Source organism: Bizionia sediminis, from assembly GCF_042684585.1.
GTDB lineage: Bacteria > Bacteroidota > Bacteroidia > Flavobacteriales > Flavobacteriaceae > Algorimicrobium > Algorimicrobium sediminis.
In genome coordinates, this window is the sequence record NZ_JBHULS010000001.1 from 532,008 (window position 1) to 555,672 (window position 23,665).

Sequence of the window (23,665 nt, forward strand, 5' to 3'; positions counted from 1 at the left end):
CCTACTTATTTTTGTAAAACCGCAATTTTAACATATTAAATTGCGGTTTTTTTGTGTTTTTAAAATGAATAACCAGTATTAATAAAGGCAGCTTAAATAACGTTACTTTTTACGCTTTAAATGGCGTTACTTTAAAAAAATAGGTATGCCGTTATGTATGCCTTGGGTGTTGGGAACCTTTTAAAAATAGTTTACCACTTTATTTACGATATGTACGTTGAGATGAATTTTAGAAATACCTTTTTGTGCTGTTCTAAATCCATGTTGCCAGATAAAGACGCACGTACAATATAATCCTTGTCGCCCTCCTTTGTGGTACCTTGGGTAGAGGTAGCGGGTATGGTCCAGTACACACCTTTTAATTGTCCGTAACTCACACAAAATTTACTTTCGTTAGGAATTTCAGCAATCATTAAATTAATTAATTTTAAATTTAAGTCGCGTTTAAATGCTTCTTTCTCTTCAGGTGTTTGGCCTTTTGTTGGCAGGTCTAGCGAAAAAACCGACGGTGTAAAACCCTGTTGCGCCAATTCTGGACTTACAAAGTTGATTTTTGCTGCGGGCAAGTGGAATTCAATAAAGTTTACAAAATCACGAGTATTTACATAGGCCTCTTGAATGCGTTTATTCATGGAAGGTAATTGCTGAGCTAAAATGGCATATTGTTGGGCAGTAGCTTCGTTATCGCAAAGTAATAAATGCTTATTTATAAACGCTAACAAATTAGTTGTTAATGAATTTCCGGTACAATAGCCCGCTGTACATTTTCCACCACTGGGAAATTTGGAACCACTGGCATAAGACAAGGCCGGCACATAGGATAAGATATTTTGTGGGCCTAAAAAATGCACATTAGGACAAAACGTTTGGTCTAGAATAAAAACGGGTTCTACTGCTTGGTTTCCGTCAGCTGTTTTTCTAACAGTGCTTAACGTTGTGCGTAAATCGTTTAAATTTGGCACTTCTACTCGCGGATTGGTGGGTATTTCGGCAATAATAAAGGGTATTGCATTTTCTAGCGCTAAGGTGTTTAAAATACTGTTTAAGCTTTGCACCATGTCGTATTCACCATCCACCAATAAATCTACAATTTCAACCTGTGGTAAACATTTTGCAACCCGTCTGGCTTGATCGTTAGTGCCGCCATAGCAATTGGGTGGGACAATAAATTTTATAGGTTTACCCGGGTGGTGTTCCTGGGCGTAATGAACTAACCCCATCATAATAGCGTACTGCATGGATAATCCGCTGGTGGCCACCAGGGGCGTCATGTTGGAATTGGTTATTTCTTTAATTAGGTCTAAAACCTGCGATTTATTAGCATTAAAATGGACTTGATCTTCAGACGTATTTTTTTCCGATTTAAACGGTGTGTTGCTGGCAAATAACTGTAAGGCTTTCAGCGTGTTTTTAGGCGTCATGGCAACCGTTTCTCGGCGTCTTACATGCTGAATTTCGGAAATATACGAATCGTTTTCAGAGCCATTTATAATTAAAATACTACCCATATGTGGGTATATATTTACAACAAAATCGGCGTTCACATTATTTTTTAGGGCACTTATATCTGTTGGGAAATTGATGTAAACTGTGCTAGTATTAAGGGCGCTTTTATTGGGTTTTGGGTGTTCGGTATTGTTGGATTCAAGTAATGTAAAATTGTAGCCGTAAACCGATTGTAATAATTCTTCATGAAAGCTTTCAGGCAGCTTTTTAGAATACATTATTTCTGTTTTCTTGTTTTGAAGTAAATTAGCTCTTAAAATAGCTAAAATTGGCATTATTTGCGAGTCGAAACTAACAACATTGTTATAATTAAGGTTGTGTGCAGTTGCTATGCCATATTCTAACACACAGGATAAAGGGTGGCCTAACCGGATATAATCGTATGCGGTGGGTAGGTTATTTAAAGAATTTTTAGAAAGTTCTTTATTTCTTATTAAACCATCTAGTGCTTCTAAAAATTCGGTTTTAGCTTGACTTTCAGTATAAATATCTAATCGGTGCGTTGTTAATTCTAGCCAGTCTGCTGGCATATTAGCTAGTAGTGTTTGTATGTTTTTACGAATCTGTAACTCCTGCATAGGTATCTGTTTTAAAGGAACGGCAAGGTACGGAAATTATAAATTTTTAGTAAACCTTGCTCTAGGTTTAACGTATTGTTAGGGTTCACTTAGGCATTGTAAAAAACTAGAAATCTACTTATTTTTCCGACCAACAAAGTGCTCCATGGTGGTGTAAATACCCAAAACCCGACCAGCAAACCAATCGAATACATTTACAGACATTAGCGCTTGGCCTAATCGGGTAACACGATAAATATAACCCGGTATGGTAACCAACTTTTTTCCTGAAGCAATGGCTTTTATTATTGTTCGTGCCGTTGGTTCTGGCTCTAAAATGGGTATTTTTGATTGCACGCCTTCAAACATGCCAGTATGAATATAGTAAGGCATTATGGTGGTTATTTTTATGTTCTTTTTTTGTTGCTTCATTTCTAAACGCAAGCTATCAGACCAACCAATTAGTGCCCACTTACTTGCAGCATATACAGACATTTTAGGGTTGGACACCAAGCCGCCAGAAGAGGCAATATTACAAATATGACCTGTATTATTTTTAAGCATATCGTTTAAAAACAATCTTGCGATTTGCATAGGAGCTACGGTGTTTATATTCATTGTGTTTTCGATATCCAATGCCAAATGTTCCGAAAAATATTTACCCACAATAATGCCCGCGTTATTTATTAGCACATCAATACAGCCGTGTTTTTGCTTAATATTGTTTGCACTTTCTGCTATTTCCACGGCATTGGTTACATCTAATTGGTAACTAAAAAGATTGGGGTTATTAAGAAAATCCTGATGCGTTTGTGCTATGTTGTCGGGGTTAATATCCCAAATAATAACGCGAGCCTGCTGTTCCAGTAATAACCGAGCCATTATTTTTCCAATTCCGGAAGCACCTCCTGTTATTAAAACCAATTTTTCTTTAAAATACATCCTTTAGCTTTTTAGTTTATCCTTATTTATGCTTCAAATATAACTAACTTTATTGGTTACTAGGTAGGCAAGAAAAGCACGGATAAGTAATATGAAGTATTTATTAGAAACGTTTTTACAACAACTGCGAATAAATATTTATTGGTATTTTCGCCATGCAGGTTTTTTTTTGAGTGGGCGCGTTTTGAGTTGTATCGCACTCAAGCAAATAGTGGTAATTAGGTGAAAAAAATAGAATTTCATGACGAGTGAGGAAGTAGTTGGAACATTTAAAATTATGGGCACCAATCAAGATGCCCAGGCAAGCCCATACAAGGGTACTTTGCAAATAACTTTGGATGCCTACAAGCGGATAAAGGCTGTATGGACCATTGGAAGTAATCAAATCCAGACAGGTACTGGTTATTTTAAAAATAACATTTTGGTTATAAGTTTTAAGTACGAAAGTGCCAGTAAAACCATATTCAAAGGAGTAGTGGTATACACCTGCATAACACCGCATATTTTAGAGGGATTTTGGTTTGAAGAAAACGGTAACCCAGCTTATTTAGGTCAGGAACGCGGATTTAGAAAAGAGGTTAAAACTAACTTATTAAATTAGCTTTAATAATAAAATGCGGGTGTACAATTTGTTTTCTACAAAGCAAAAAAGCTAATAATTGAAAGCATCATATTAAGTTGAATTTTGGATTGAAATGTGAATTTTAACCTGCTTCTAGCATTCAGCTAAAACCAAAAAAAGTCTTGTATTCTCATACAAGACTTTTATTATTGTAGCGAGACCGAGATTTGAACTCGGGACCTCCGGGTTATGAATCCGACGCTCTAACCAACTGAGCTACCTCGCCTTTTTCAAGGCTGCAAATATAGCAAGTTTTTTATTGCATCCAAATAAAATGCAATTAAAAATTTTTTATAAAAAATAGTTTCAATTCTCATAAATTAATGTATATATTGAGCACATAAATTTATCAGTTATGGACGAAAAAATAAAATTTGAAATGGAGTTTCCTATCCATGCTTCACCTCAATTATTATATCAGTATATATCAACGCCTTCTGGGCTTTCAGAGTGGTTTGCAGAAAATGTAAATTCGCGTGGCGAATTATTTAAGTTTATTTGGGATGGTAGCGAAGAACAGGCTAATCTGGTAAGTAAAAAAAGTGGCGAGCGTATTAAATTTAGGTGGGAAGCAGACGAGGGCAAACCCTATTTTTTTGAAATGCGCATACAGGTAGATGAAATTACCAAAGATGTGTCCATTATAATTGTAGATTTTGCAGAAGAAGATGAGATTGATGAAGCTAAAATGCTTTGGGAAAATCAGATTTCAGATTTGAAACAAGTATTGGGCTCCGCTTAAAACATGTTTACTGTATTTTAAAATAACACCTAATCCCGGCTTTGGTCGGGTTTTTTTACAATATTATATGATTAATTTAAACGGACAACTTATTGAACAAACAGATGCCTTATCTGTGTATAACAGAGGTTTTGCTTACGGCGATGCTGTTTTTGAGACCTGTAAATTTGTTACCGGAAAGTTATTGTTTTGGGAAGATCATTATTTCAGGTTAATGGCTTCTATGCGTATTATGCGTATGGAAATTCCTATGAATTTTACTATGGAGGCTCTGGAAGAAGCCATACATAATACACTTGCCGAAAACAAGTTGCTGGCGGGTGTTGCACGCGTGAAACTAACGGTGTTTAGGGGAGAAGGTGGTTTATACAAGCCCACTTCTAAAAATATTGGCTATGTAATTACCACAGAACCTCTAGATAATGCCTTTTATTTACTAAACGATACCCATTACGAGGTAGATTTGTTTAAAGATTTTTATGTTGCACCTGGTTTGTTATCCACGTTAAAAACTAATAATAAGGCTATAAATGTTATTGCTAGTGTTTATGCAGAGGAGAACAAATTGGAAAATGTTTTGCTAGTAAATACAGAGAAAAAAGTAGTAGAGGCCTGTAATGGTAATCTGTTTCTGGTAAAAGGGACTGTAATTAAAACACCGCCATTGGCCGATGGTTGTTTAAAAGGCATTATGCGTATGCAGCTATTAGAACTCGTTAAGCAATTACCCGATTATACCTTAGAGGAATCTTCTATATCGCCTTTTGAGTTACAGAAAGCCGATGAATTGTTTATAACAAACGTTATAACCGGTATTCAGCCAATTTCAAGATACCGAAAAAAAGCATTTAAAAACGATGTGGCTAAAATGCTTTTACAGAAACTACAGGTAAAAATACGCTTGGCTAGTTAAATGTGGGATCTTCGGGGGCGTTGGACCAAATGGTGTATTCGCCTCCAAATTCAATCATTTTTTCTTTCCAAAACGATTTGTAGTCTTTTTCAATAATGGCATCCTTATAAATGTTTCTTGTTACAATCCACGAATTGGTTTGAAGTTCATTTTGTAGCTGTTGGTTGTCCCAGCCAGAGTACCCCAGAAAAAACCGAATATTCTTTTCGTTTATGAGGTTGTGGGATATTAGTTCGGCCACTTTGTTAAAATCGCCACCCCAATAAATACCCAAGGAAATTTCTACACTATTGGGTATTAAGTCTGGTATTTTGTGTATAAAATACAAATTATCTTGTTCCACAGGGCCGCCATTATACACTTTAAAAGACGCGTTTAATTCGGGAATTAAATCGTTAATGGTATATTCCAAAGGTTTGTTTAAAATAAAGCCTATGGAGCCTTCATCAGTGTGGTCTGCTAATAAAATAATAGAGCGATTAAAGGAGGTATCACCAATTATAGAAGGCTCGGCAATTAGTAAATGTCCTTTTTTGGGTTTTATTGAAATCATAATAGCTGTAGATTTGCTTTTATAAATCTAATGTTTTTTTATTTAAAAGCAAATATTAAAAGGTATTAACTAAAAAAGGTCTTCTTTGCAGAAGACCTTTTATGTCATATAAAAATAAGCAATAATTAATTTACCGCTCTTGATAAATCCGAACCAGCCTTAAACTTAACTACGTTTTTAGCTTTGATTTTGATAGTTTTTCCAGTTTGAGGATTTCTTCCGTCTCTGGCCGCTCTTTTAGAAACTGACCAAGATCCAAATCCTACTAAAGAAACTCTGTTACCTTTTTGTAAAGCACCTTCTATTTCAATTAACGCACATTCTAAAGCTTTTTTTGCTGCGGCTTTAGTAATTCCTGCGTGTTCTGCCATGGCATCGATTAAATCTGTTTTGTTCATAATTTAAAGTTTAATTATTAATTCTTGGTTAAACAAGTTTGTTAAATCCTTTACAAATTTATACGGATTTCTTAATCACGCAAGTAATAGCAAGGGAAATAGCTAATTTTGTTAATAACTTATCTGTTTTGTTAATAAAGCGTGCTTGTTTTCTTATATAATTTGTAAAATCAGTATTTACAAGGGTTTACAGCATTTTAGCATCAGGTAAAAATTCATATCCATTTAAGAGGTCGCGAATAGCCATTTTTCTTTTTCCAGGTAGTTTCATTTCGTTAATAGCAATATATCCATCTGCAACGGCCACCATTAAGGCTTTTTTGTTTACCTGTATGTGTCCAATTGCATGATTGTGCGCCTCCAATATAGGGTGTACGTCGTAAATTTTCACTTCCAAAGATTCCGAACCATTTACGAGTGTAGTCCATGCAGCAGGATAAGGATTTAGCCCGCGAACATGGTTGTAAATGGTGGTAGCCGCTGCTTGCCAGTTAATGGCGCAGTTGGCTTTGTTTAATTTAGGGGCGTCCTTTAATTGTGCATCTTTAGGTTGCGCCACCGTGCTTACTTGGTTGGTTTCAATTAACTGCAGGGTGTCAATTACTAAAGCGCTGCCCGTTTCCATAAGGGCATCGTGTAGGCTTCCAGCAGTAGCGCTATCAGATATTTTTACAGCCTTTTGAAGAATAACAGCACCGGTGTCTATTTTTTCATCAATAAAAAATGTAGATACCCCAGTTTCCGTTTCACCATTAATTATGGCCCAGTTAATTGGCGCCGCACCTCTGTAATTAGGTAATAATGAGGCATGCAAATTAAAAGTTCCCAATTGGGGCATTTGCCAAACAACTTTTGGTAGCATCCTAAAGGCTACAACTATCTGCACATTGGCGTTAAGGGCTTCTAACGCATTTATAAAATCAGGATCTTTTAAGTTAGTGGGTTGCAATATGGTTAACTTATTTTTAAGGGCAAATTGCTTAACGGCCGATGCTTGTAATTTTCGTCCGCGTCCAGCGGGTTTATCTGGTGCCGTTACCACACCAACAACGTGGTAGCCGTGGTGCAATATATTTTGAAGAGAGGCAACCGCAAAATCCGGTGTTCCCATAAAGACGATGCGTAAATTGGTTTTCATAAATGAGCTAATTTATAGGTGTTGTTTGGTGTTATGCTAATAATATTTTGTTCTAATAATGTTTGTATGGCTTTGTTTAAGTTATCGGATGAGCAATTTAAACCTTCCAAAAGCTCTCTGGAGGACTGTGCACGTTCTTCTAACATGCCAATTATAGCTTTTTGTAAGTGCTCCGGATTGCTTGGTATTTTAGTGCCGGCTTTTTGGTTAATACATACCGAACATATGCCGCAGTTTGTAAGCTCCTTTTCGCCAAAATAGTTTAAAAGTTGTGCGCTTTTGCACATATTGTTGTTGGCAATGTAGTTTAAAACATCGGAAACTTGTTTGTGTTTTAATTCGTTTTGCTGGTTTATAATGGGGGCAATCCTGTTTATAGTTTTGTCGTCTTCCCGCGGCACTAAAAATGTAACTTGTGCATCTGTTTTGGCAATGTGAAGCTGAATTATGGCATCTTTTTCTAATTGCTGAAGGGCGCCAAGTAGTTTGTGTTCGGTTACCGAAGCTTTTTCTGCCATTTTAAACGTGTTTATTTTTGTTTCTTGTTCAAAAATACCACCGTAGCTTCGTAAAATAGCTTTTACAATAACACTTAAGTCTGTTTGTTTGTTTAAATATTGAAACAAAGCTTTGTCCGTTACTAAAAATTGTAAACGGGTATGGTTGTTAAATTGTTTATTTAATGCTATAATACTGGTTCTGTCCAGTGTATTGAGGGCGTTATAAGCTATAAGCGTATTAAAACTATAGGTTTTACAAAAGTGATTAAAATTAAAATCCTCGCATATATTTACACCTTCACCATAAGAAACTTGAAAATAGTTACACAGTTTTCGATACACTTGTTTTATAAACGAAACACTTGGCAGGACTTTGATAAACTGATCTTCAAGTGTTTTCTGGTCGGTGTTATTTTTCAGGATTATGGCATAGGCTTTGTCGCCGTTTCTGCCAGCACGACCTGCTTCCTGAAAATAACTTTCTAAACTTTCAGGTAAATTTAAATGAATAACGGTTTTTACATTTGGTTTATCTATGCCCATACCAAAGGCATTGGTAGCAACCATGATGCGTTTTTTTTCGGAAAGCCAATCCTGTAGGCGGGTTTCCTTTTCTGTATCGGAGAGTCCACCATGAAAAAATGTAGCAGAAAATCCTTTTTTCTGAAGAAAAGTGCTAATTTCTACCGTGGCCAACCGGTTGCGAACATAAATAATGGATGGTGCGTTGTTTTTAACTAATATGCGCTCCAATTTGTAATGTTTGTCTGCCGTATCAAAACACATATAGGCCAAGTTTTGCCGCTTAAAGGATTGTTTTAAAATGTTAGGGCTAATAAAGTCTAATTCCTTAACAATATCGGTAACCACCTCGGGGGTTGCCGAGGCTGTTAATGCAATGCAGTTTACGGTTGGTTGGAGTTCGCGAAGTATTTTAATTTGCTTATAAGCTGGGCGGAAATCATTTCCCCATTGCGACACACAATGGGCCTCGTCCACGGCAATTAAGTTAACGGGCATTTGGCGTATTCTGTCTTGCACCAACTCTTGCTGCAAGCGTTCGGGCGAAAGATATAGAAACTTATAATTGCCATAAATACAGTTGTCTAAAAGGGTATCTAAATTATTATAAGGAATACCACTGGTTAGTGCCATGGCTTTAATGCCTTTGTTTTTTAGGGTTTGCACTTGGTCTTTCATTAAGGCAATTAAAGGCGAAATAACGATGCAAATACCAGATTTGGCTAATGCAGGAACTTGAAAACATAACGACTTACCGCCACCTGTTGGCATTAAAGCAAAGGTGTCCTGGCCAGCCATAACCGACTCTATAACGGTTTCTTGAAGCGGTTTAAAACTGGTGTAGCCCCAATACCGTTCCAGAATGTTTATAGGTTGCTCCATTATAAATTATTAATGGTATCTAAAATATAAGTAGTGCGTTGTTCAACACTTCCAAAAGGTACATCTAATAATTGGTAACCAAATTTAGCGTAGGTTTTTTGTAACTGATGATAAATTTGTACCGCCTGTTCAAAGTTTTCATAGCGTTCTCTATCGCTCACAAAAATAGCTTCCCAAGGCTTTAATAAAAAAACAGTGTTATACGGATGCTTGCTGCAGTGTTCTTCAAATGTTTTAGGGTAGGTATCACCAATAAAATCCATGTATGCCAAAATGTCGGGGATACCCCTATCTAAAAAAACCCGAGCAGTTTGCTGTTTTTCGGCTTCTAAGTATTGTTTCTTTCGGCCTTCTAAAAGTAACTCACTAAAAAGCAAAGGCTTGGTTAAAAAAAGTTGCTCAATGCCATCTTCACGGGCCTTTAGGGTAATGTCTCGCGATATTTCATCGAAACAAACATACCCCCGTTTTTTTAAGTCGTTAATAATAGAGGTCTTTCCAGTTCCTGGGCCACCGGTAATAACTATTTTTTGTGTTTCTTGCATATTTATTTTTGGCAGGATTTTGGATGTAAAATTCGTAATTAAAAAGGAAACTAAAAAATGACAAGGAAATAGTATCTTTGTAATCTTAAAAAAAATTAAAATGGAGCAGAAATTAAAGACAGAGGCTTTTTATGCCAAACTAAAAGTACAATTGTACGATACAGCTTTATGGCCTTCGCAATATTTATACAAATTTATAGTAGAAACTAAAGGGCGAAGCGTGGCAGACATTGAAGCGCTGTTTAACAACATGGGCGCTGTTATAAAAACCAAAGAATCTAAAAATGGTAAGTATACCAGTGTGTCTATACACGTAACCATGAAAACACCAGACCACGTCATTAGCAAATACAAAGAAGTAGCAGAAAAGATTGAAGGGGTTATTAGCCTTTAATATTTTTTTGTACTTTGCGCATACACCAACTTGGTGTGCTTTAAAGAAACTTTCTACACACAAATACTTATTTTGACAAACTATTTAGAATACAATTCCGAGCGCGAGCACTTAATAATACCGGAATATGGCAGGCATTTGCAAAAAATGATTAACTACGCAAAAACACGCGAAACAAAAGAAGAGCGTAACAAATTAGCAAAAGCCATTATTTCTGTTATGGGTAATTTACAGCCGCATTTGCGCGATGTACCCGATTTTCAGCATAAACTCTGGGATCAGTTGTTTATTATGTCTAATTTTGAATTAGATGCCGATTCGCCTTTTCCGTTGCCATCGCCAGATACGCTAAACGAGCGTCCGGAGCATTTGCCTTATCCGCAAAATTTTCCAAAATATCGGTTTTATGGAAATAATATAAAAACCATGATAGATGTGGCTAATACGTGGGAAGAAGGTGAACTTAAAAATGCACTGGTATATACCATTGCTAACCACATGAAAAAGTGTTTTTTAAATTGGAACAAAGACACTGTTGAAGATGCCGTTATTTTTGAACATTTAAGAGAACTTTCCGATGGCAAAATTAACTTGTTACATGCAGACGAAGATTTAACAGACGCCTCAAGTTTAATGCGTCAGAAAAACAAATACAGTTCTAATACCGGAAAGAAATCGCATCAGAAAAAAAGCAGTTCAAACCGATCAAGAAAACGCTACTAACAAGCAATATGGGAATATTTAAAATTGAAGGCGGCAAACAATTAAAGGGTCAGATACAGCCTCAAGGAGCAAAAAACGAAGCGTTGCAAATTTTATGTGCCGTTTTATTAACACCAGAAAAAGTTACCATACATAATATTCCAGATATTATAGATGTTAATAAACTTATAGATTTACTTGGTAATTTAGGGGTTACTGTTGAAAAACTAGCGTCTGGTAGCTACACGTTTCAAGCAAAAACAGTTAATTTACAATACCTAGAATCCGAAGCATTTAAGCAAGATGGCCGCGGTTTGCGTGGGTCTATTATGATTGTTGGACCACTTTTAGCGCGTTTTGGAAAAGGATACATTCCAAAGCCCGGAGGCGATAAAATAGGTAGAAGACGTTTGGATACGCACTTTGAGGGTTTTATTAAGCTTGGTGCTACCTTTAGGTATAATCGCGAAGATTATTTTTATGGCGTAGAGGCTACCCAATTGCAAGGTACTAACATGTTGCTAGACGAAGCCTCTGTAACTGGTACAGCCAATATTGTTATGGCTGCTGTGTTAGCCAAAGGCACTACCACCATATACAATGCCGCTTGCGAACCCTATTTACAGCAGTTGTGTAACATGCTAAACCGCATGGGAGCCAAAATTAAAGGTATTGGCTCCAACTTATTAACCATTGAAGGTGTTACCAGTTTACAAGGAACAGTACATACCATGCTTCCTGATATGATTGAAATAGGGAGTTGGATTGGTTTAGCAGCTATGACTAAAAGTGAATTAACCATAACCAATGTAAATTGGGAGTATTTGGGTCAAATTCCAAATGTGTTCAGAAAACTGGGGATTACCGTTGAAAAACGTGGCGATGATATTTTTATTCCTGCCCATAAAAATGGCTATGAAATACAAAATTATATAGACGGTTCGGTGTTAACAATTTCCGATGCACCATGGCCTGGTTTTACGCCAGATTTATTAAGTATAATTCTCGTGGTTGCCACGCAAGCTAGAGGCAGCGTGCTTATTCATCAAAAAATGTTTGAAAGTCGTTTGTTTTTTGTAGACAAGCTAATTGATATGGGAGCCAAAATTATTTTGTGCGATCCGCACCGTGCGGTGGTAATAGGGCACGATTTTAAATCGCAATTAAAAGCAACCACCATGACATCGCCAGATATTAGAGCTGGTGTTTCTTTACTTATTGCTGCACTTTCAGCAAAAGGTACTTCTACCATTCATAATATTGAACAAATAGATCGTGGCTATGAACATATTGATATGCGCTTAAAAGCTATTGGCGCGCAAATTGAGCGTGTTTAATTAAAAACTTTATGTAAATAAAACTGGCAGAGCTTACTTAAACAAATAAATACGTTCCTAGAAATTAAATAAAAAAGCTTCCAGATTTATATAAATCTGGAAGCTTTTTTGGTAATTAATATTAAGCTTTGGGTTAAGCAACTGCTTCTTTATAAACTTTTAAACAGCGTTCGCGGGCTTCTTTATGGTCTACTATCGGTTTTGGATAATCTAATTCTTGAAACTCTGGCACCCATTTTTTTATGTATTCTAAATCTTTATCAAATTTTTTAATTTGTGTTGTCGGGTTAAAAATTCTAAAATAAGGCGATGCATCAACCCCAGAGCCTGCTACCCATTGCCAATTACCAACATTACTAGCCATTTCGTAATCGTGTAACTTTTCAGCAAAATAAGCTTCGCCCCAACGCCAGTCTATTAGCAAATGTTTACACAAAAAACTACCTACTAACATGCGTACTCTATTATGCATAAAACCTGTTTGGTTTAATTCGCGCATACCAGCATCTACCAATGGGTAACCAGTTTTGCCTGCGCACCACGCTTTAAATTCAGATTCGTTATTACGCCATGCAATCCTGCCGTATTTGGGTTTAAAACTATCGGTTTCCGTATGTGGGAAATGCCATAATATTTGCATAAAAAATTCACGCCAAATTAGCTCCTCTAAAAACGTTTCATTTTTTTCGGCGAGTGCTTTTTTTAACATTTTTCGGATGCTCACCGTACCAAAACGCAGATGAGGTCCTAAACGCGATGTACCGTCTTTTGCTGGGTAATTTCGGGTATCTTCGTATTCCTGTATTAAAGTTGGCGTAACGGTGTAGGGTTCTATTTGTTGTTCAGATTGTTCAAATCCCATCTCCGATAACTCTAAATTTGGCAATAAACTATGAGCCACCAAATTGTCTAGATAACTGTTGGTGTAAAAAATTTCTAATTCAGCTTCCTTAAAAGTGGCTTTCCAGGTTTTCATGTAAGGTGTATAAACACGGTAGGGTGTACCATCGTCTTTTACAATCTCACTTTTTTCAAAAATAACCTGATCTTTAAACGTTTTAAAGTCTATTTTCTTGCTATCCAAAAATGTTTTTATGGCCTCATCCCGTTTTTTAGCATAAGGTTCATAATCATGATTGGTATATACTGCAGCAATTTGATAGGATTCGCATAGCGTTTTAAAAATAGTTTCTGGTTTACCGTGGAATATGGCTATACTGCTGTTATGCGCTTCGCGAAGGGTTTTGCGCATGTCCTGGATGGTGTTGTAAATAAAACTTACACGCGCGTCTTGCTTGGGCAGCGAGTCTAAAATATCGGAATCGAAAATAAAAATTGGCAACACCGGGTGCGCGCCTTTAAGGGCTTCAAAAAAGCCTTTATTGTCATCCAGACGTAAATCCCTTCGAAACCAAAAAATGTTAACAGGTTGCTTCATACTTACAAAGTTCCAAATAATTCTGTTAATTTTTCTTGTCTGTAGGCAAAAATTTCTTCTAATTTTGGCTTAACTAAAATAGGATGTACCAGCTGTCCTAAAATTCCTAGCGGCACTTTATAATCTATAATATCTTCCATTTCAACGCCACCTTCAACAGCTTTTATAAAGTGTTTGTGGTGCCAAAGTGCATAAGGGCCAAAACGCTGTTCATCCACAAAATAGTGTTTGTCTGCTACATGTGTTATTTCGGTAACCCACTTGGTTTTAATGCCCAAAATTGGTGTCACAATATACTGAATTAGTTGTCCGGCATACATGGGCCTGTCTGCTCCAGAAATTATATTAAAACCCATATAATCTGGTGTAATGGTTTTTAAATTTCTAGGATTGGATAAAAACGCCCATGCTTGATCTACAGATATGGGTAAAGTTTGTTTTCTGTGAAACGTGTATATTTTCATTAATTATTGAGTAAAACATAAAAATTTAACGACGTAGCTATACAAAGCCAAATTATATATGGAATTAGTAAATAGCGCCAAGTACTTAAACTACCCATTGTATAGGTGAAAAAGAAAAATAAAATTACCACTGTTAGTAAAACTAATACTATTAAGGCGGGTAACACTAATTGCTGATTAAAAAACAAATAGTTCCAAGAAACATTTAATAGTACCTGAAAAGCAAAAATAACAATTAAGTTTGGCGAGCTGTAATTTTTAAATAAATGCGCTAAATACACCGAAAAACACAGCATAATAAGTGTCCACGCCACGCCAAAAACCCAACCCGGTGGTGTCCATGGCGCTTTATTTAAATTTGTATACCATGCCGATGTTGCACCATTACCCATAAACCAGTTTCCTATGGCAAGGCCTCCAAAGTTTATTATTAAAAATAGGAGGAGTAGCGGAACAAATTTCATGTTATTTGCTTTGAAGTTCCTCTATGCGTTTGGCTATTTTTTCAGCCTCGGCGTATTTTAGGTCACTGGCTTTCCTGTCCGTTGTGGACAGCCTGTGCCAATCCTTCATGAGCGATTCGTATTGTTTTTGAAGTTTTTCAACTTCCGATTTTCCTTTAAATAATCCGAACATATTTATCGTGTTAGGTGTTTAGTTATTTTTCCACTCATGGGGTTGGTAACCGAGAAAAAGTAATCTACCAAATGGCCTTCACCATCTACTAAATACTTTTGAAAATTCCATTTTACAGAGGAATTGGATTGCCCATTTAGCGTTTTGTTTGTTAGCCATTTGTAAAGTGGGTGTTGGTTGTTGCCCTTTACATCTACCTTTTCGGTCATTACAAAACTAACGCCGTAGTTGGCCTGACAAAAACTTTGAATATCTGCTGCGGTTCCTGGTTCTTGACCTCCAAACTGATTACAAGGTACGCCAATAATCATTAAGTTGTTTTTATAGTTGTCGTATAATTTTTGTAAATCTTCATATTGGCCAGTAAAACCACATTTTGAAGCGACGTTTACAAATAATATGTGTTTGCCTTTAAAGTCTGAAAGCGCTATGGGGTTGCCATCTAGTCCATTAATGGCTATGTCGTAAATAGATTGTGTTGGTTGGCTTTGTGCCGATGTATTTTTAAATAAGCTTAGCATAAGAATAAAAATAAAAAAGTGTTTCATAAATTATAGTTTGAACGATACGATACCGCAATCCATTTCAAATATCTGTCCTGAAATTGAAGCGGCTTGATCCGATAATAAAAATGCAGCCATTTGTGCCACTTCAGTAGGGTTTAAAAATTTCTTAAGCGGATGGCGCTCTGTCATGTTTTCAACCATTTTATCATTACGTAATAAATTGGCCGCTAAAGAGGTATCTGTAACAGTTGGTGCTATGGCATTGACGCGAACTGTTGGTGCTAATTCTGCGCCTACAGATTTTACCAAGCCTTCTACAGCAGATTTGGCTGCAGCTACACTAGCATGGAAAGGCATACCCAATTTTGTAGCCACGGTGCTAAAAAATAGCATAGCAGGTTTGTCGCCTTTTTTTAAAACAGGCAGGTATTTTTGCATGGCTTTTACTGCACCTATCACATTTATTTCAAAATCCGAACGGAAGTCATCTAGTTTTAAACGGCCTACTGGTTTTAAATTTATGCTACCAGGGCAGTAAATTAGTCCGTCTGCTTGCTCCAAATCTGGTAAATTATCTTCCAGAATGTCAACGTTGTAATGTGTTAAGTTACGATGTTCAATTTCTGGAGCCGTCCGGCTTAAGTTAATTACTTCGTGTTGTTCTAATAAATTTTTGGTGATAGCAAGACCAATGCCTTTGCTACCACCAATGATTATGTAAGTTTTCATTTAGTATTTTATTACGTGGTTAATGGATTACCTTTTAAGCGTTTTTCAACTTTGCGTTTTATGGCTGTTAGTCGTTTCATAATATCCATTATGCGCTCGTCTTTCTTCTTTTTATAAATTTGATTTAAGTCGAGTATTAACGCTTTGGCTTCTCTTGAAATTTTTATTCTATCGCTCGTAGATAACGATTTTAATTTGGTTCGTTCAAATTCTAGAGCACGTTCTATTGTATCCATAATTTTAGCTATTTATATAATTTTGTAATTCGGCAATTTTTTCTGGTGTGTTAAAGGCACCACCATAATAAGCTGTAACTGTTGCCGATGTGTTATCTTTTATTCCTCTAGACGATACACATAGGTGTTTGGCATCTATAATTACAGCTATGTCCTCTGTACCCAAAGTGCCTTTTAACTCCATGGCTATTTGGTTTGTTAGGCGTTCCTGCACTTGGGGGCGCTTGGCGTAATATTGTACAATGCGGTTTAGTTTAGATAAACCAATTACTTTTCCGGCAGAAATGTAGGCCACATGCGCTTTACCTATAATTGGCACAAAGTGGTGTTCACAATTGGAGTAGAAGGTAATATCCTTTTCCACCAGCATTTGGTTGTACTGATATTTGTTTTCAAACAATGCAACTTTTGGTTTGTTTTTAGGATTTAAACCTGAAAAAATTTCATCTATGTACATTTTTGCTACACGGTCTGGCGTTCCTTTAAGAGAATCGTCTGTTAAATCTAAGCCCATAACATCCATTATTTCTTCAAATAATAAGGCAATACGCTGTTTTTTTTCGTTATCCGAAATTTTAAAGGCATCTGGTTTCATGGGGGTTTCTAAACCCGTGTATAAGTGGTCGTCTCCAATATCTTCGGTTGAAAAACCATTTAGCTTATTGGTATTTAAAATGTTGGCATTTAGTGTGTCTGTTTTCATAGTCTTTTTTTTGTGTGCTGTCCCGTAATTATTTACTGGCAAAGCACGATTAGCGTTTACTTATTTTGTTGTGTGTAATTTGTTTTTGGCGGCTACACTTAAAGCGCCCTTTTTCAAACCCGCGCAACTTGGCGTGTTTTGTTTTTCTGCCTTGTACGCGTTTACGCCACATTCGGAAACTACTAGGTTTCATTTCCCGACGCATGAGGTTAATTACATCCTGTTCTTCCAAACCAAACTGAAATTTTATAGCTTCGAAGGTTGTGCGGTCTTCCCAAGCCATTTCAATAATGCGGTCAATTTCATAATCTTTTAGTGTCATTACAGATCTATAAATTTGTAGCGTTCGTCGTAATCTATTTTATTTTGAAGCAAGCGTTTAAAGAATTTTTTATTTTCTTTGAACGTGGTATTGTTCTTAAAATTTATAAACTTTCCTTGGGCATGAATGCTGGCACCATTGGTTTTGTAAATAACTAATTGATAATATGGTATTATCCACGAAAAATTTTGTAAACCTTTATTTATGTAAATAATGATGCCGCCAGGACGCATTTCTATATTGGCGTAGTTTACATCGCTAACCCGGTTTAAATAAGGTTCTAAATTTGGGCTAGTTTCATTAATAATCATGCGCTTGGACCCAATACCTTTTAGTTTAAAAGCTTCTAGAAAACTGTATGGTTTGCCAATTAAATCTTCAATGATTTTCTTGTGGTCTTTTTCGTGATATGTACTATTTAAAATCAAAATACCTGTTATTTGAATTCAAATTTACAAAATGTTTAAGTAATATCCGAAAAAGTTAAACAAAAATTAACAGATGTTTTACAAACGGGCTGTTAATCGTCGTTATCTAGGAGTTTGGAGCGGTTATCGATGGTGTGTTTTTGCAGGATACGCAAGCTTTCGGTGTATACTGTTTTATTTTTTTTCATATTCCAGAGCACATCGCTAGCATGTTTGCGTTGCTTTTTTAGGTCTACAATTGGTTTTGGATAATGAACACCTAATTGGAAGTTATTAAATTGTTGGTCTAAAGCAGTCATTAAATACGGCTCGTGTACAAAGGGAAGTTCTAAATTTTTAAGTTCTGGAACCCATTTTTTTATGAAACTACCGTCTGGATCGTGTTCTAAACTATTTTTAATAGGATTGTAAATACGTAAATTATTTATACCTGTTTCGCCAGCTTGCATTTGTAATTGTGGAAAATGAATACCTGGTTCAAAATCTAAAAACTGTCTTGATAAGTGTTTTGAAGCATCCTGCCAAGGTTGCCACAATATGTGGGTGAAAAATGAAACCAAGAGTGCGCGCATTCTAAAATTAACATAGCCAGTTTCATTTAAACAACGCATACTAGCATCCACTAAAGGAAAGCCTGTTTGCCCTTCACGCCATGCCTTTTGGTAAGCTTCCGAAATGTTTTTTTTCAACTTATGGTAACCTTTATTAACACTGGCTTGCTCCATTATATGTTCCATTTCAAACTTTTGAATAAAATGCGCCTGCCAGCGTAACCTCGATCGGAATGCAGCCAACTGCTTATTGTTTGGCCCTGTTGTTTTTACATTTTTTGCCGCTTGGTATACCTGCCTTACCGATAGGTTGCCCCATGCAATATAAGGGGATAACCGGCTACAGCTTTTGCGTGATAGAGCTGGTTTAGAAATATGAAACATGTAATTTTTATATCTGCCACCTAAAAATGAATGCAGATATTTTTGAGCCATAGCCGTACCGCCAACTTGAAAGGGTTTGTTGTTTTCTGTTTTTAAATTAGTTACCTGGCACTGCTTTTCTATGGTTGTTATTTTTTGCAAATCCAGAAACTGTTCAGCTTTTGCTAAAAAAGGCAGCTGTGGTGTCATCATGTAATTATTCCAACTATCAAACCACGCATTTCTATTTTTTATACCTCTTACCACACCATTGTTTACACTTTCCGTCCAGGTTATTAAATTGTTTTTACAGTAACGTTTAAAGCTTTTATCTCTATCAAACGTAATTTGAATGCCTGTTTCTTGATGCGAGAACACTTGTTTTATATGGTAGGTATCGGATAATAAGTTGCAAATAGAAATAATATCGGAATTAACCGCCAATACCTTGGTGTTGTAGGTGTGAAGTTGCCTATTTAAATCGCTTACAGATTCTTTAATAAAATCCCAATGGCGTTTACTGTAATGCGCATCTTCTAGTAAAATTTGTTCGAAAACAAACAAGCATAAAACGGGTTCTTTTTCTTGAAGTGCTTTGTACAAAGGTTCATGATCTTCCAAACGCAAATCGCGTTTAAACCAAACAATATTTATATGTTCGCGGTTAGTATGCATCTTGATTTGCAATAATATGTTGGGCGCGTTTTTTTATTGCGGTAAGTTCGTTGCTTGCCATTTTATCTAGGATATGATACATCATTTTCATGCGCCTATTAGAAGCAAGTACCGATCGTTTTTCGTCTAAAAAATTCCAATACAAACTATTAAACGGACAGGCGTCTTCCTCTGTTTTCTTTTTGTAGTTATAATGACAATTATCGCAGTAGTTTCCCATTTTCTGAACGTAGGACCCAGAGGAAACATAGGGTTTTGTGGCTATTTTTCCGCCATCGGCAAACTGACTCATACCTCTTGTATTGGGTAGTTGAACCCATTCCACGGCATCGGCATAAATACCTAAATACCAATCATCTACTTCATCTGGATTTGTTTGTGTTAATAAGGCATAGTTACCGGTAATCATTAAACGTTGAATATGGTGGGCATAGGCATTGTCTAAAGAGTTGGTTATGGCGTGCTTTAAACAGGCCATTTTTGTATTACCAGTCCAGAAAAAATCTGCTAACGGATTGGTGTTTTCAAGATAATTTTCTGCCTTAAATTCTGGCATAAAGGCCCAATACATACCACGCATGTATTCCCGCCAGCCAATAATTTGGCGTATAAAACCTTCCACCTGCGAAATATCTATGTTATTTTCATGTTTCCGGTAGTAATTAAGAACGGTATCAACGACATTTTTTGCTGAAATTAGTTTTAAATTCATGGCAAAGGACAAACGGGAATGAAATAAAAATACTTCATTGGTGTGCATGGCATCTTGATAGTCGCCAAAATGCGCTAATAAGTTTTCGCAAAAATATTTTAGTTGTTCTAACGCTTGTGTCCTGGTAATAGGGTAGTGGAATGTTTTTTCTTCCCAGTTACCAATGGTGTTTATTTGTGCATTTTTAATGTCTGAAACGACCTCCGAAACATCGTTTAAAAATAGTTTGTAGCTTGGTATTTCTGGGGAGTTTTTCCATTTTTTACGATTGGATTTATCGTAATTCCATTTGCCGCCCTCTGGGTTACCCATGGCCATTAAGATGTCGTGCTTTTTACGCATGTCTCGGTAAAACGACTCCATGAGGTATTGTTTTTTTCCTTTAAAAAAGGTTTGTAAATCAGTTCGCTTGGTGTAAAAATGAGCCGAATCTGTTACCTCGCTTTCTATTTGTAGGCTGTTTACAAAGTCTTTTAGCTGCTTATCCAGTCTATACTCATCGGGTAATTGGTATTCGAATTTTGTAATAGCCTGCTGTTTTATAACTGCTTCAATATTTGAAACTAAATTTTGGGTGTTTGTGTTGTCCAATATTTTGTAATAAACTACCGTGTGTCCAGCGTTTTCTAATGTTTTGGCAAATTCGCGCATGGCAGCAAAAAAACCAATAACCTTTTGTATGTGGTGCGTAACGTAATCGGTTTCTTGTTTCATTTCAAACATGGCGTACACCACATTGGGATCCACGGTTTTAAACCAAAAATGTTTAATATGTAACTGATCGCCTAAAATGAGTCGGAGTGTTTTCATTCAAATAAAATGTTTTGTAGCCAAGTTTTTTGAAATTTCCCATGCGAATCGTAACGGTCGGCTTGGAGTTTTACATTAAATGTTCGGTTACGCGGATCGTTACCCACGCCAGCCACGTAAAGCCAATTACCATAATTACTGTGCACGTCGTAATCTATTAGTAAAGATTCAAAATAAGCGGCACCAATGCGCCAGTCCAATGCTTGTGTTTTAGCAAAATATGAAGCCACGTTTTGTCGGCCTCTGTTGCTCATCCATCCTGTTTTATTCAGCTCTATCATATTGGCATTTACAAAAGGTTCTGCCGTGGTTCCAGCACACCATTGTTTAATAGCATAGGCATGGGTTTTCCATGTGTATTCCTGTTTGGTAATACCGGCCAGTTTAAATATATCCGAGCCGTGTTGTAAGGCTATGTATTTGAAAAAATCGCGCCAAATTAACTCAAATATTAGCCAGTAAGTAGATTGGTTTTTTAGGTGTAATTTTTCGAAGTTTTTAACCGCCCAATAAATTTGTCGTGCACTTATACAGCCGTTTGCCAGCCATGCCGAAAATTTAGAGCTATAATCAACGCCAAGTAGGCCATTACGGGTTTTTTTGTAAACCTCTATTTTTTTGCTTTCAAAAACATAGGCGTTTAAACGCTTGCTGGCTTCTGTTTCGCCACCCAGAAATGGGAAGGCACTTTTTGGATGTGTTTCAAAATTAGAAAACCCCAAAGTAGCCAATCTAGGTATCTGTGTATCTGCGTTGAAAGGAAACGGTGTTTGCTTGGTTGGTGATTGAAGCGGTTGTACACGGCATTTTTTTTCAACAATCTTTCTAAAATTAGTAAACACATTCGGAATACTTTTAAAATTATCAAGAACCGTATTTGGATGGTATAAAAACTGGTCTAAATAATCGAAAGTGGCAACAGATTGGTCTAAATTTGCTTTAAGCGCTTGTATGATTTGCAGCTCCTCGTGTGTAAATTCTTTTTGGTAATACAACGCATCTACTTCGTGCTTTTTACAAACTTGAGGTATTATGGTTTCAGGTAAATCGTGATACACCAACAGCGGTATATTTAATGTTTTCAACTGCTTTTCTAAATCCAAAACACTTTCAATGGTAAATTTAGCGCGGTATTTTTCGGTTTTTTTAAAGCCATATTTTCCTAAAGCATACTGCCTTGGGTCAAAACAATAAATAGCTATAACAGGTTTTTTTTGAGCCAAAGCCTTGTTTAAAACGGTATTGTCTTGGGTACGGAGGTTGGTTGTAAACCACACTAATGTTTTGCTGTCTTGTTTCGTTTGCATCGTTCACTACAATAAATTACATGTTCCCAGTTGTTGCGCCATTTTTTGCGCCATGTAAATGGCAAGTGGCACACGGGACATGTTTTGGTGGGTAAATGTTGTTTTTTCAATTAAGAAGCTATTTTACTAATCATGCCTTTAAAAATAAACCCGTGAAATGGCATAACGCTATACCAATAAAGGCGCCCTGCTAAACCACGTGGTCTAAATGTAGCGGTTTGTTTTAGTTTGTTATCTTCAATTTTAAATTCTAACCAAGCTTCGCCAGGTAGGCGCATTTCGGCATATAATAGGAGTTTTTGTTTTTCTTTATCTGCAAAAATGACACGCCAAAAATCTAACGAGTCGCCTACATGCAATTCGGTAGGACTGGTGCGGCCACGGCGCAAGCCAATACCGCCAACCATTTTATCCATATAACCACGAATACGCCATAAAAACGTGCCGTAGTACCAGCCTGTTTGGCCGCCTATGGCCCAAATTTTCCGTATGGTTTCTTGGGCATTGGTTATTGGCAATTCTTTATAATCCTTAAAACAGCCAAATTTGGGAACATTTACATATTTATGAAAGCTGTTTTTTAACCGACCGCTACTAACCATGGAATCTTTCCAACTGGAAATAATACTGTTTTGTTCTATTTTTTCGAAGGCCAAGGACACCGCTTCCTTATAAGAAAGTGGTGTAATATTTAGTAATTGATTAATATTGCTAGGATTTCCTATTATTTGTACCCCCATGCTGTCTACTAACGATGATGCTAATTTGTAGGACGTTGATGTAACAAAATAAAGCCAATAAGAGGATAGTTTTGGGGTCATAACTGGAACGGTTACAATATAACGTTTCAGTTTACGCACCTCTGCAAACTCCAATAACATGCGTTTGTACGACAAGATTTCGGGGCCAAAAATATCGTATGTTTTATTGTAAAGCATTGCATTGCCAGCACTTTTGGAAAGGTAGCTTAACACATCGCGAACAGCTAGCGGTTGGGTACGCGTGTTTAGCCATTTTGGCGCAATCATAAAAGGCAATTTTTCTACCAAATCCCTAATAATTTCGAAAGACGAACTGCCCGAGCCCACAATTATTCCCGCCTTAAAAATGGTTGTGGCGTACTTATCAGATTTTAAAATGTCCTCTACTTGTTTGCGCGACCGCAGGTGTTTAGACAGCTCTTTATCGTTGGTAATACCACTTAAATAAATAACCTGTTGGGCCTTACTTTGGCCAATAATGTTTTTAAAATTCTGTGCACATTCTGCCTCTAGTTCTTCAAAATCCTTGGAAGTATTGGACATGGAGTGCATTAAATAATACGCCACATCTATATCTGTAGGGATGCGTTTTAAGGTGTCTGGTTTTAAAAAATCGGCTTCAATAAATTGGATATGTGGTTCTTCTAAATAATTGGCGTCTGCCCGCAAAATATCGCGTACCACACACACCACTTGATGGCCATCTTGAACAAGCAGCGGTATAAGGCGTTTACCTATATATCCTGTTGCGCCAGTTACAAGAATTTTCAT

General features: G+C 36.6%; 28 protein-coding genes and 1 tRNA gene. 6 read left to right on the plus strand and 23 right to left on the minus strand.

Annotation, left to right across the window (positions count from 1 at the left end; all coding sequences use genetic code 11):
• Positions 1 to 203: 203 nt before the first annotated feature.
• The gene (locus ACFSQP_RS02380) at positions 204 to 2,084 is read right to left on the minus strand and encodes a cystathionine beta-synthase (protein WP_376891479.1); all 1,881 of its coding nucleotides are present in this window, start codon (positions 2,082 to 2,084) and stop codon (positions 204 to 206) included.
• Between the two features lie 114 nt (positions 2,085 to 2,198).
• Positions 2,199 to 3,005, minus strand: a complete 807-nt coding sequence (locus ACFSQP_RS02385; RefSeq protein ID WP_376891480.1) for an SDR family oxidoreductase — start codon at positions 3,003 to 3,005, stop codon at positions 2,199 to 2,201.
• Positions 3,006 to 3,246: 241 nt separating this feature from the next.
• On the opposite strand from ACFSQP_RS02385, the gene ACFSQP_RS02390 reads away from it, so the two are divergent.
• Complete coding sequence (locus tag ACFSQP_RS02390; protein WP_376891482.1) at positions 3,247 to 3,606, plus strand: hypothetical protein; 360 nt, start codon at positions 3,247 to 3,249, stop codon at positions 3,604 to 3,606.
• A 173-nt stretch (positions 3,607 to 3,779) separates the two neighbouring features.
• On the opposite strand, the gene ACFSQP_RS02395 is transcribed toward ACFSQP_RS02390, so the two are convergent.
• Positions 3,780 to 3,853 (minus strand) — tRNA-Met (locus tag ACFSQP_RS02395).
• A gap of 129 nt (positions 3,854 to 3,982) precedes the next feature.
• On the opposite strand from ACFSQP_RS02395, the gene ACFSQP_RS02400 reads away from it, so the two are divergent.
• Positions 3,983 to 4,369 (plus strand): START-like domain-containing protein, encoded by a 387-nt coding sequence (locus ACFSQP_RS02400; RefSeq protein ID WP_376891484.1) that lies wholly within the window; start codon positions 3,983 to 3,985, stop codon positions 4,367 to 4,369.
• A 67-nt stretch (positions 4,370 to 4,436) separates the two neighbouring features.
• The gene (locus tag ACFSQP_RS02405) at positions 4,437 to 5,282 is read left to right on the plus strand and encodes an aminotransferase class IV (protein WP_376891486.1); all 846 of its coding nucleotides are present in this window, start codon (positions 4,437 to 4,439) and stop codon (positions 5,280 to 5,282) included.
• Here ACFSQP_RS02405 and ACFSQP_RS02410 read toward each other — a convergent pair.
• The 5 genes from ACFSQP_RS02410 to ACFSQP_RS02430 all read right to left on the minus strand — a co-directional run bounded on the left by ACFSQP_RS02410 (position 5,275) and on the right by ACFSQP_RS02430 (position 9,820).
• Positions 5,275 to 5,835, minus strand: a complete 561-nt coding sequence (locus ACFSQP_RS02410; RefSeq protein ID WP_376891487.1) for a YqgE/AlgH family protein — start codon at positions 5,833 to 5,835, stop codon at positions 5,275 to 5,277. The two genes, ACFSQP_RS02405 and ACFSQP_RS02410, sit on opposite strands and share 8 nt — an antisense overlap.
• Before the next feature lie 125 nt (positions 5,836 to 5,960).
• Positions 5,961 to 6,233, minus strand: a complete 273-nt coding sequence (locus ACFSQP_RS02415; RefSeq protein WP_376891488.1) for an HU family DNA-binding protein — start codon at positions 6,231 to 6,233, stop codon at positions 5,961 to 5,963.
• A 187-nt stretch (positions 6,234 to 6,420) separates the two neighbouring features.
• A complete protein-coding gene (gene fmt, locus ACFSQP_RS02420; protein ID WP_376891490.1) occupies positions 6,421 to 7,371 on the minus strand; it encodes a methionyl-tRNA formyltransferase in 951 nt (316 codons plus the stop codon).
• A complete protein-coding gene (locus ACFSQP_RS02425) occupies positions 7,368 to 9,275 on the minus strand; it encodes a RecQ family ATP-dependent DNA helicase (RefSeq protein WP_376891492.1) in 1,908 nt (635 codons plus the stop codon). Before ACFSQP_RS02425 ends, fmt begins: the two co-directional genes overlap by 4 nt.
• Complete coding sequence (locus ACFSQP_RS02430; RefSeq protein ID WP_376891494.1) at positions 9,275 to 9,820, minus strand: AAA family ATPase; 546 nt, start codon at positions 9,818 to 9,820, stop codon at positions 9,275 to 9,277. Before ACFSQP_RS02430 ends, ACFSQP_RS02425 begins: the two co-directional genes overlap by 1 nt.
• A gap of 100 nt (positions 9,821 to 9,920) precedes the next feature.
• Here ACFSQP_RS02430 and ACFSQP_RS02435 point away from each other — a divergent pair, with 100 nt between their 5' ends.
• The 3 genes from ACFSQP_RS02435 (at position 9,921) to murA (ending at position 12,253) form a co-directional block, all read left to right on the plus strand.
• A complete protein-coding gene (locus ACFSQP_RS02435) occupies positions 9,921 to 10,214 on the plus strand; it encodes a DUF493 family protein (RefSeq protein WP_376891496.1) in 294 nt (97 codons plus the stop codon).
• Positions 10,215 to 10,286: 72 nt separating this feature from the next.
• Positions 10,287 to 10,937, plus strand: coding sequence for a DUF4290 domain-containing protein (locus tag ACFSQP_RS02440; protein WP_376891497.1), 651 nt, complete (start codon positions 10,287 to 10,289; stop codon positions 10,935 to 10,937).
• 8 nt (positions 10,938 to 10,945) lie between these two features.
• Positions 10,946 to 12,253, plus strand: a complete 1,308-nt coding sequence (murA, locus tag ACFSQP_RS02445; protein WP_376891499.1) for a UDP-N-acetylglucosamine 1-carboxyvinyltransferase — start codon at positions 10,946 to 10,948, stop codon at positions 12,251 to 12,253.
• Between the two features lie 133 nt (positions 12,254 to 12,386).
• On the opposite strand, the gene ACFSQP_RS02450 is transcribed toward murA, so the two are convergent.
• The 15 genes from ACFSQP_RS02450 to ACFSQP_RS02520 all read right to left on the minus strand — a co-directional run bounded on the left by ACFSQP_RS02450 (position 12,387) and on the right by ACFSQP_RS02520 (position 23,665).
• A complete protein-coding gene (locus tag ACFSQP_RS02450) occupies positions 12,387 to 13,691 on the minus strand; it encodes a cryptochrome/photolyase family protein (protein WP_376891500.1) in 1,305 nt (434 codons plus the stop codon).
• Positions 13,692 to 13,693: 2 nt separating this feature from the next.
• Positions 13,694 to 14,155 (minus strand): SRPBCC family protein, encoded by a 462-nt coding sequence (locus ACFSQP_RS02455; protein WP_376891501.1) that lies wholly within the window; start codon positions 14,153 to 14,155, stop codon positions 13,694 to 13,696.
• On the minus strand, positions 14,155 to 14,619 hold the full coding sequence (locus tag ACFSQP_RS02460; RefSeq protein ID WP_376891503.1) for a TspO/MBR family protein: 465 nt from the start codon (positions 14,617 to 14,619) through the stop codon (positions 14,155 to 14,157). Before ACFSQP_RS02460 ends, ACFSQP_RS02455 begins: the two co-directional genes overlap by 1 nt.
• Before the next feature lies 1 nt (position 14,620).
• Complete coding sequence (locus tag ACFSQP_RS02465; protein ID WP_376891505.1) at positions 14,621 to 14,791, minus strand: Lacal_2735 family protein; 171 nt, start codon at positions 14,789 to 14,791, stop codon at positions 14,621 to 14,623.
• A gap of 2 nt (positions 14,792 to 14,793) precedes the next feature.
• On the minus strand, positions 14,794 to 15,312 hold the full coding sequence (locus ACFSQP_RS02470) for a glutathione peroxidase (protein ID WP_376892110.1): 519 nt from the start codon (positions 15,310 to 15,312) through the stop codon (positions 14,794 to 14,796).
• Positions 15,313 to 15,342: 30 nt separating this feature from the next.
• Positions 15,343 to 16,026, minus strand: coding sequence for an SDR family NAD(P)-dependent oxidoreductase (locus ACFSQP_RS02475; RefSeq protein ID WP_376891506.1), 684 nt, complete (start codon positions 16,024 to 16,026; stop codon positions 15,343 to 15,345).
• Between the two features lie 11 nt (positions 16,027 to 16,037).
• On the minus strand, positions 16,038 to 16,262 hold the full coding sequence (locus tag ACFSQP_RS02480) for a hypothetical protein (RefSeq protein ID WP_376891508.1): 225 nt from the start codon (positions 16,260 to 16,262) through the stop codon (positions 16,038 to 16,040).
• Between the two features lie 4 nt (positions 16,263 to 16,266).
• A complete protein-coding gene (folE, locus tag ACFSQP_RS02485) occupies positions 16,267 to 16,965 on the minus strand; it encodes a GTP cyclohydrolase I FolE (protein ID WP_376891509.1) in 699 nt (232 codons plus the stop codon).
• 49 nt (positions 16,966 to 17,014) lie between these two features.
• A complete protein-coding gene (locus ACFSQP_RS02490; protein WP_376891511.1) occupies positions 17,015 to 17,287 on the minus strand; it encodes a TIGR03643 family protein in 273 nt (90 codons plus the stop codon).
• Positions 17,287 to 17,715 carry a hypothetical protein gene (locus tag ACFSQP_RS02495; RefSeq protein ID WP_376891513.1) on the minus strand — a complete coding sequence of 143 codons (429 nt, stop codon included), beginning with the start codon at positions 17,713 to 17,715 and terminating at the stop codon, positions 17,287 to 17,289. The genes ACFSQP_RS02490 and ACFSQP_RS02495 overlap by 1 nt, the downstream gene beginning before the upstream one ends.
• Positions 17,716 to 17,807: 92 nt before the next feature.
• Complete coding sequence (locus ACFSQP_RS02500; RefSeq protein WP_376891514.1) at positions 17,808 to 19,304, minus strand: cryptochrome/deoxyribodipyrimidine photo-lyase family protein; 1,497 nt, start codon at positions 19,302 to 19,304, stop codon at positions 17,808 to 17,810.
• Positions 19,294 to 20,826, minus strand: coding sequence for a cryptochrome/photolyase family protein (locus ACFSQP_RS02505; RefSeq protein ID WP_376891516.1), 1,533 nt, complete (start codon positions 20,824 to 20,826; stop codon positions 19,294 to 19,296). The genes ACFSQP_RS02500 and ACFSQP_RS02505 overlap by 11 nt, the downstream gene beginning before the upstream one ends.
• Entirely contained in the window at positions 20,823 to 22,133 is a 1,311-nt protein-coding gene (locus ACFSQP_RS02510; protein WP_376891518.1) for a DASH family cryptochrome, read from the minus strand. Before ACFSQP_RS02510 ends, ACFSQP_RS02505 begins: the two co-directional genes overlap by 4 nt.
• Positions 22,103 to 22,243: a DUF2256 domain-containing protein gene (locus tag ACFSQP_RS02515; protein WP_376891520.1), complete on the minus strand. Its 141-nt coding sequence runs from the start codon at positions 22,241 to 22,243 to the stop codon at positions 22,103 to 22,105. Before ACFSQP_RS02515 ends, ACFSQP_RS02510 begins: the two co-directional genes overlap by 31 nt.
• Positions 22,244 to 23,665 carry an SDR family oxidoreductase gene (locus ACFSQP_RS02520; RefSeq protein WP_376891522.1) on the minus strand — a complete coding sequence of 474 codons (1,422 nt, stop codon included), beginning with the start codon at positions 23,663 to 23,665 and terminating at the stop codon, positions 22,244 to 22,246.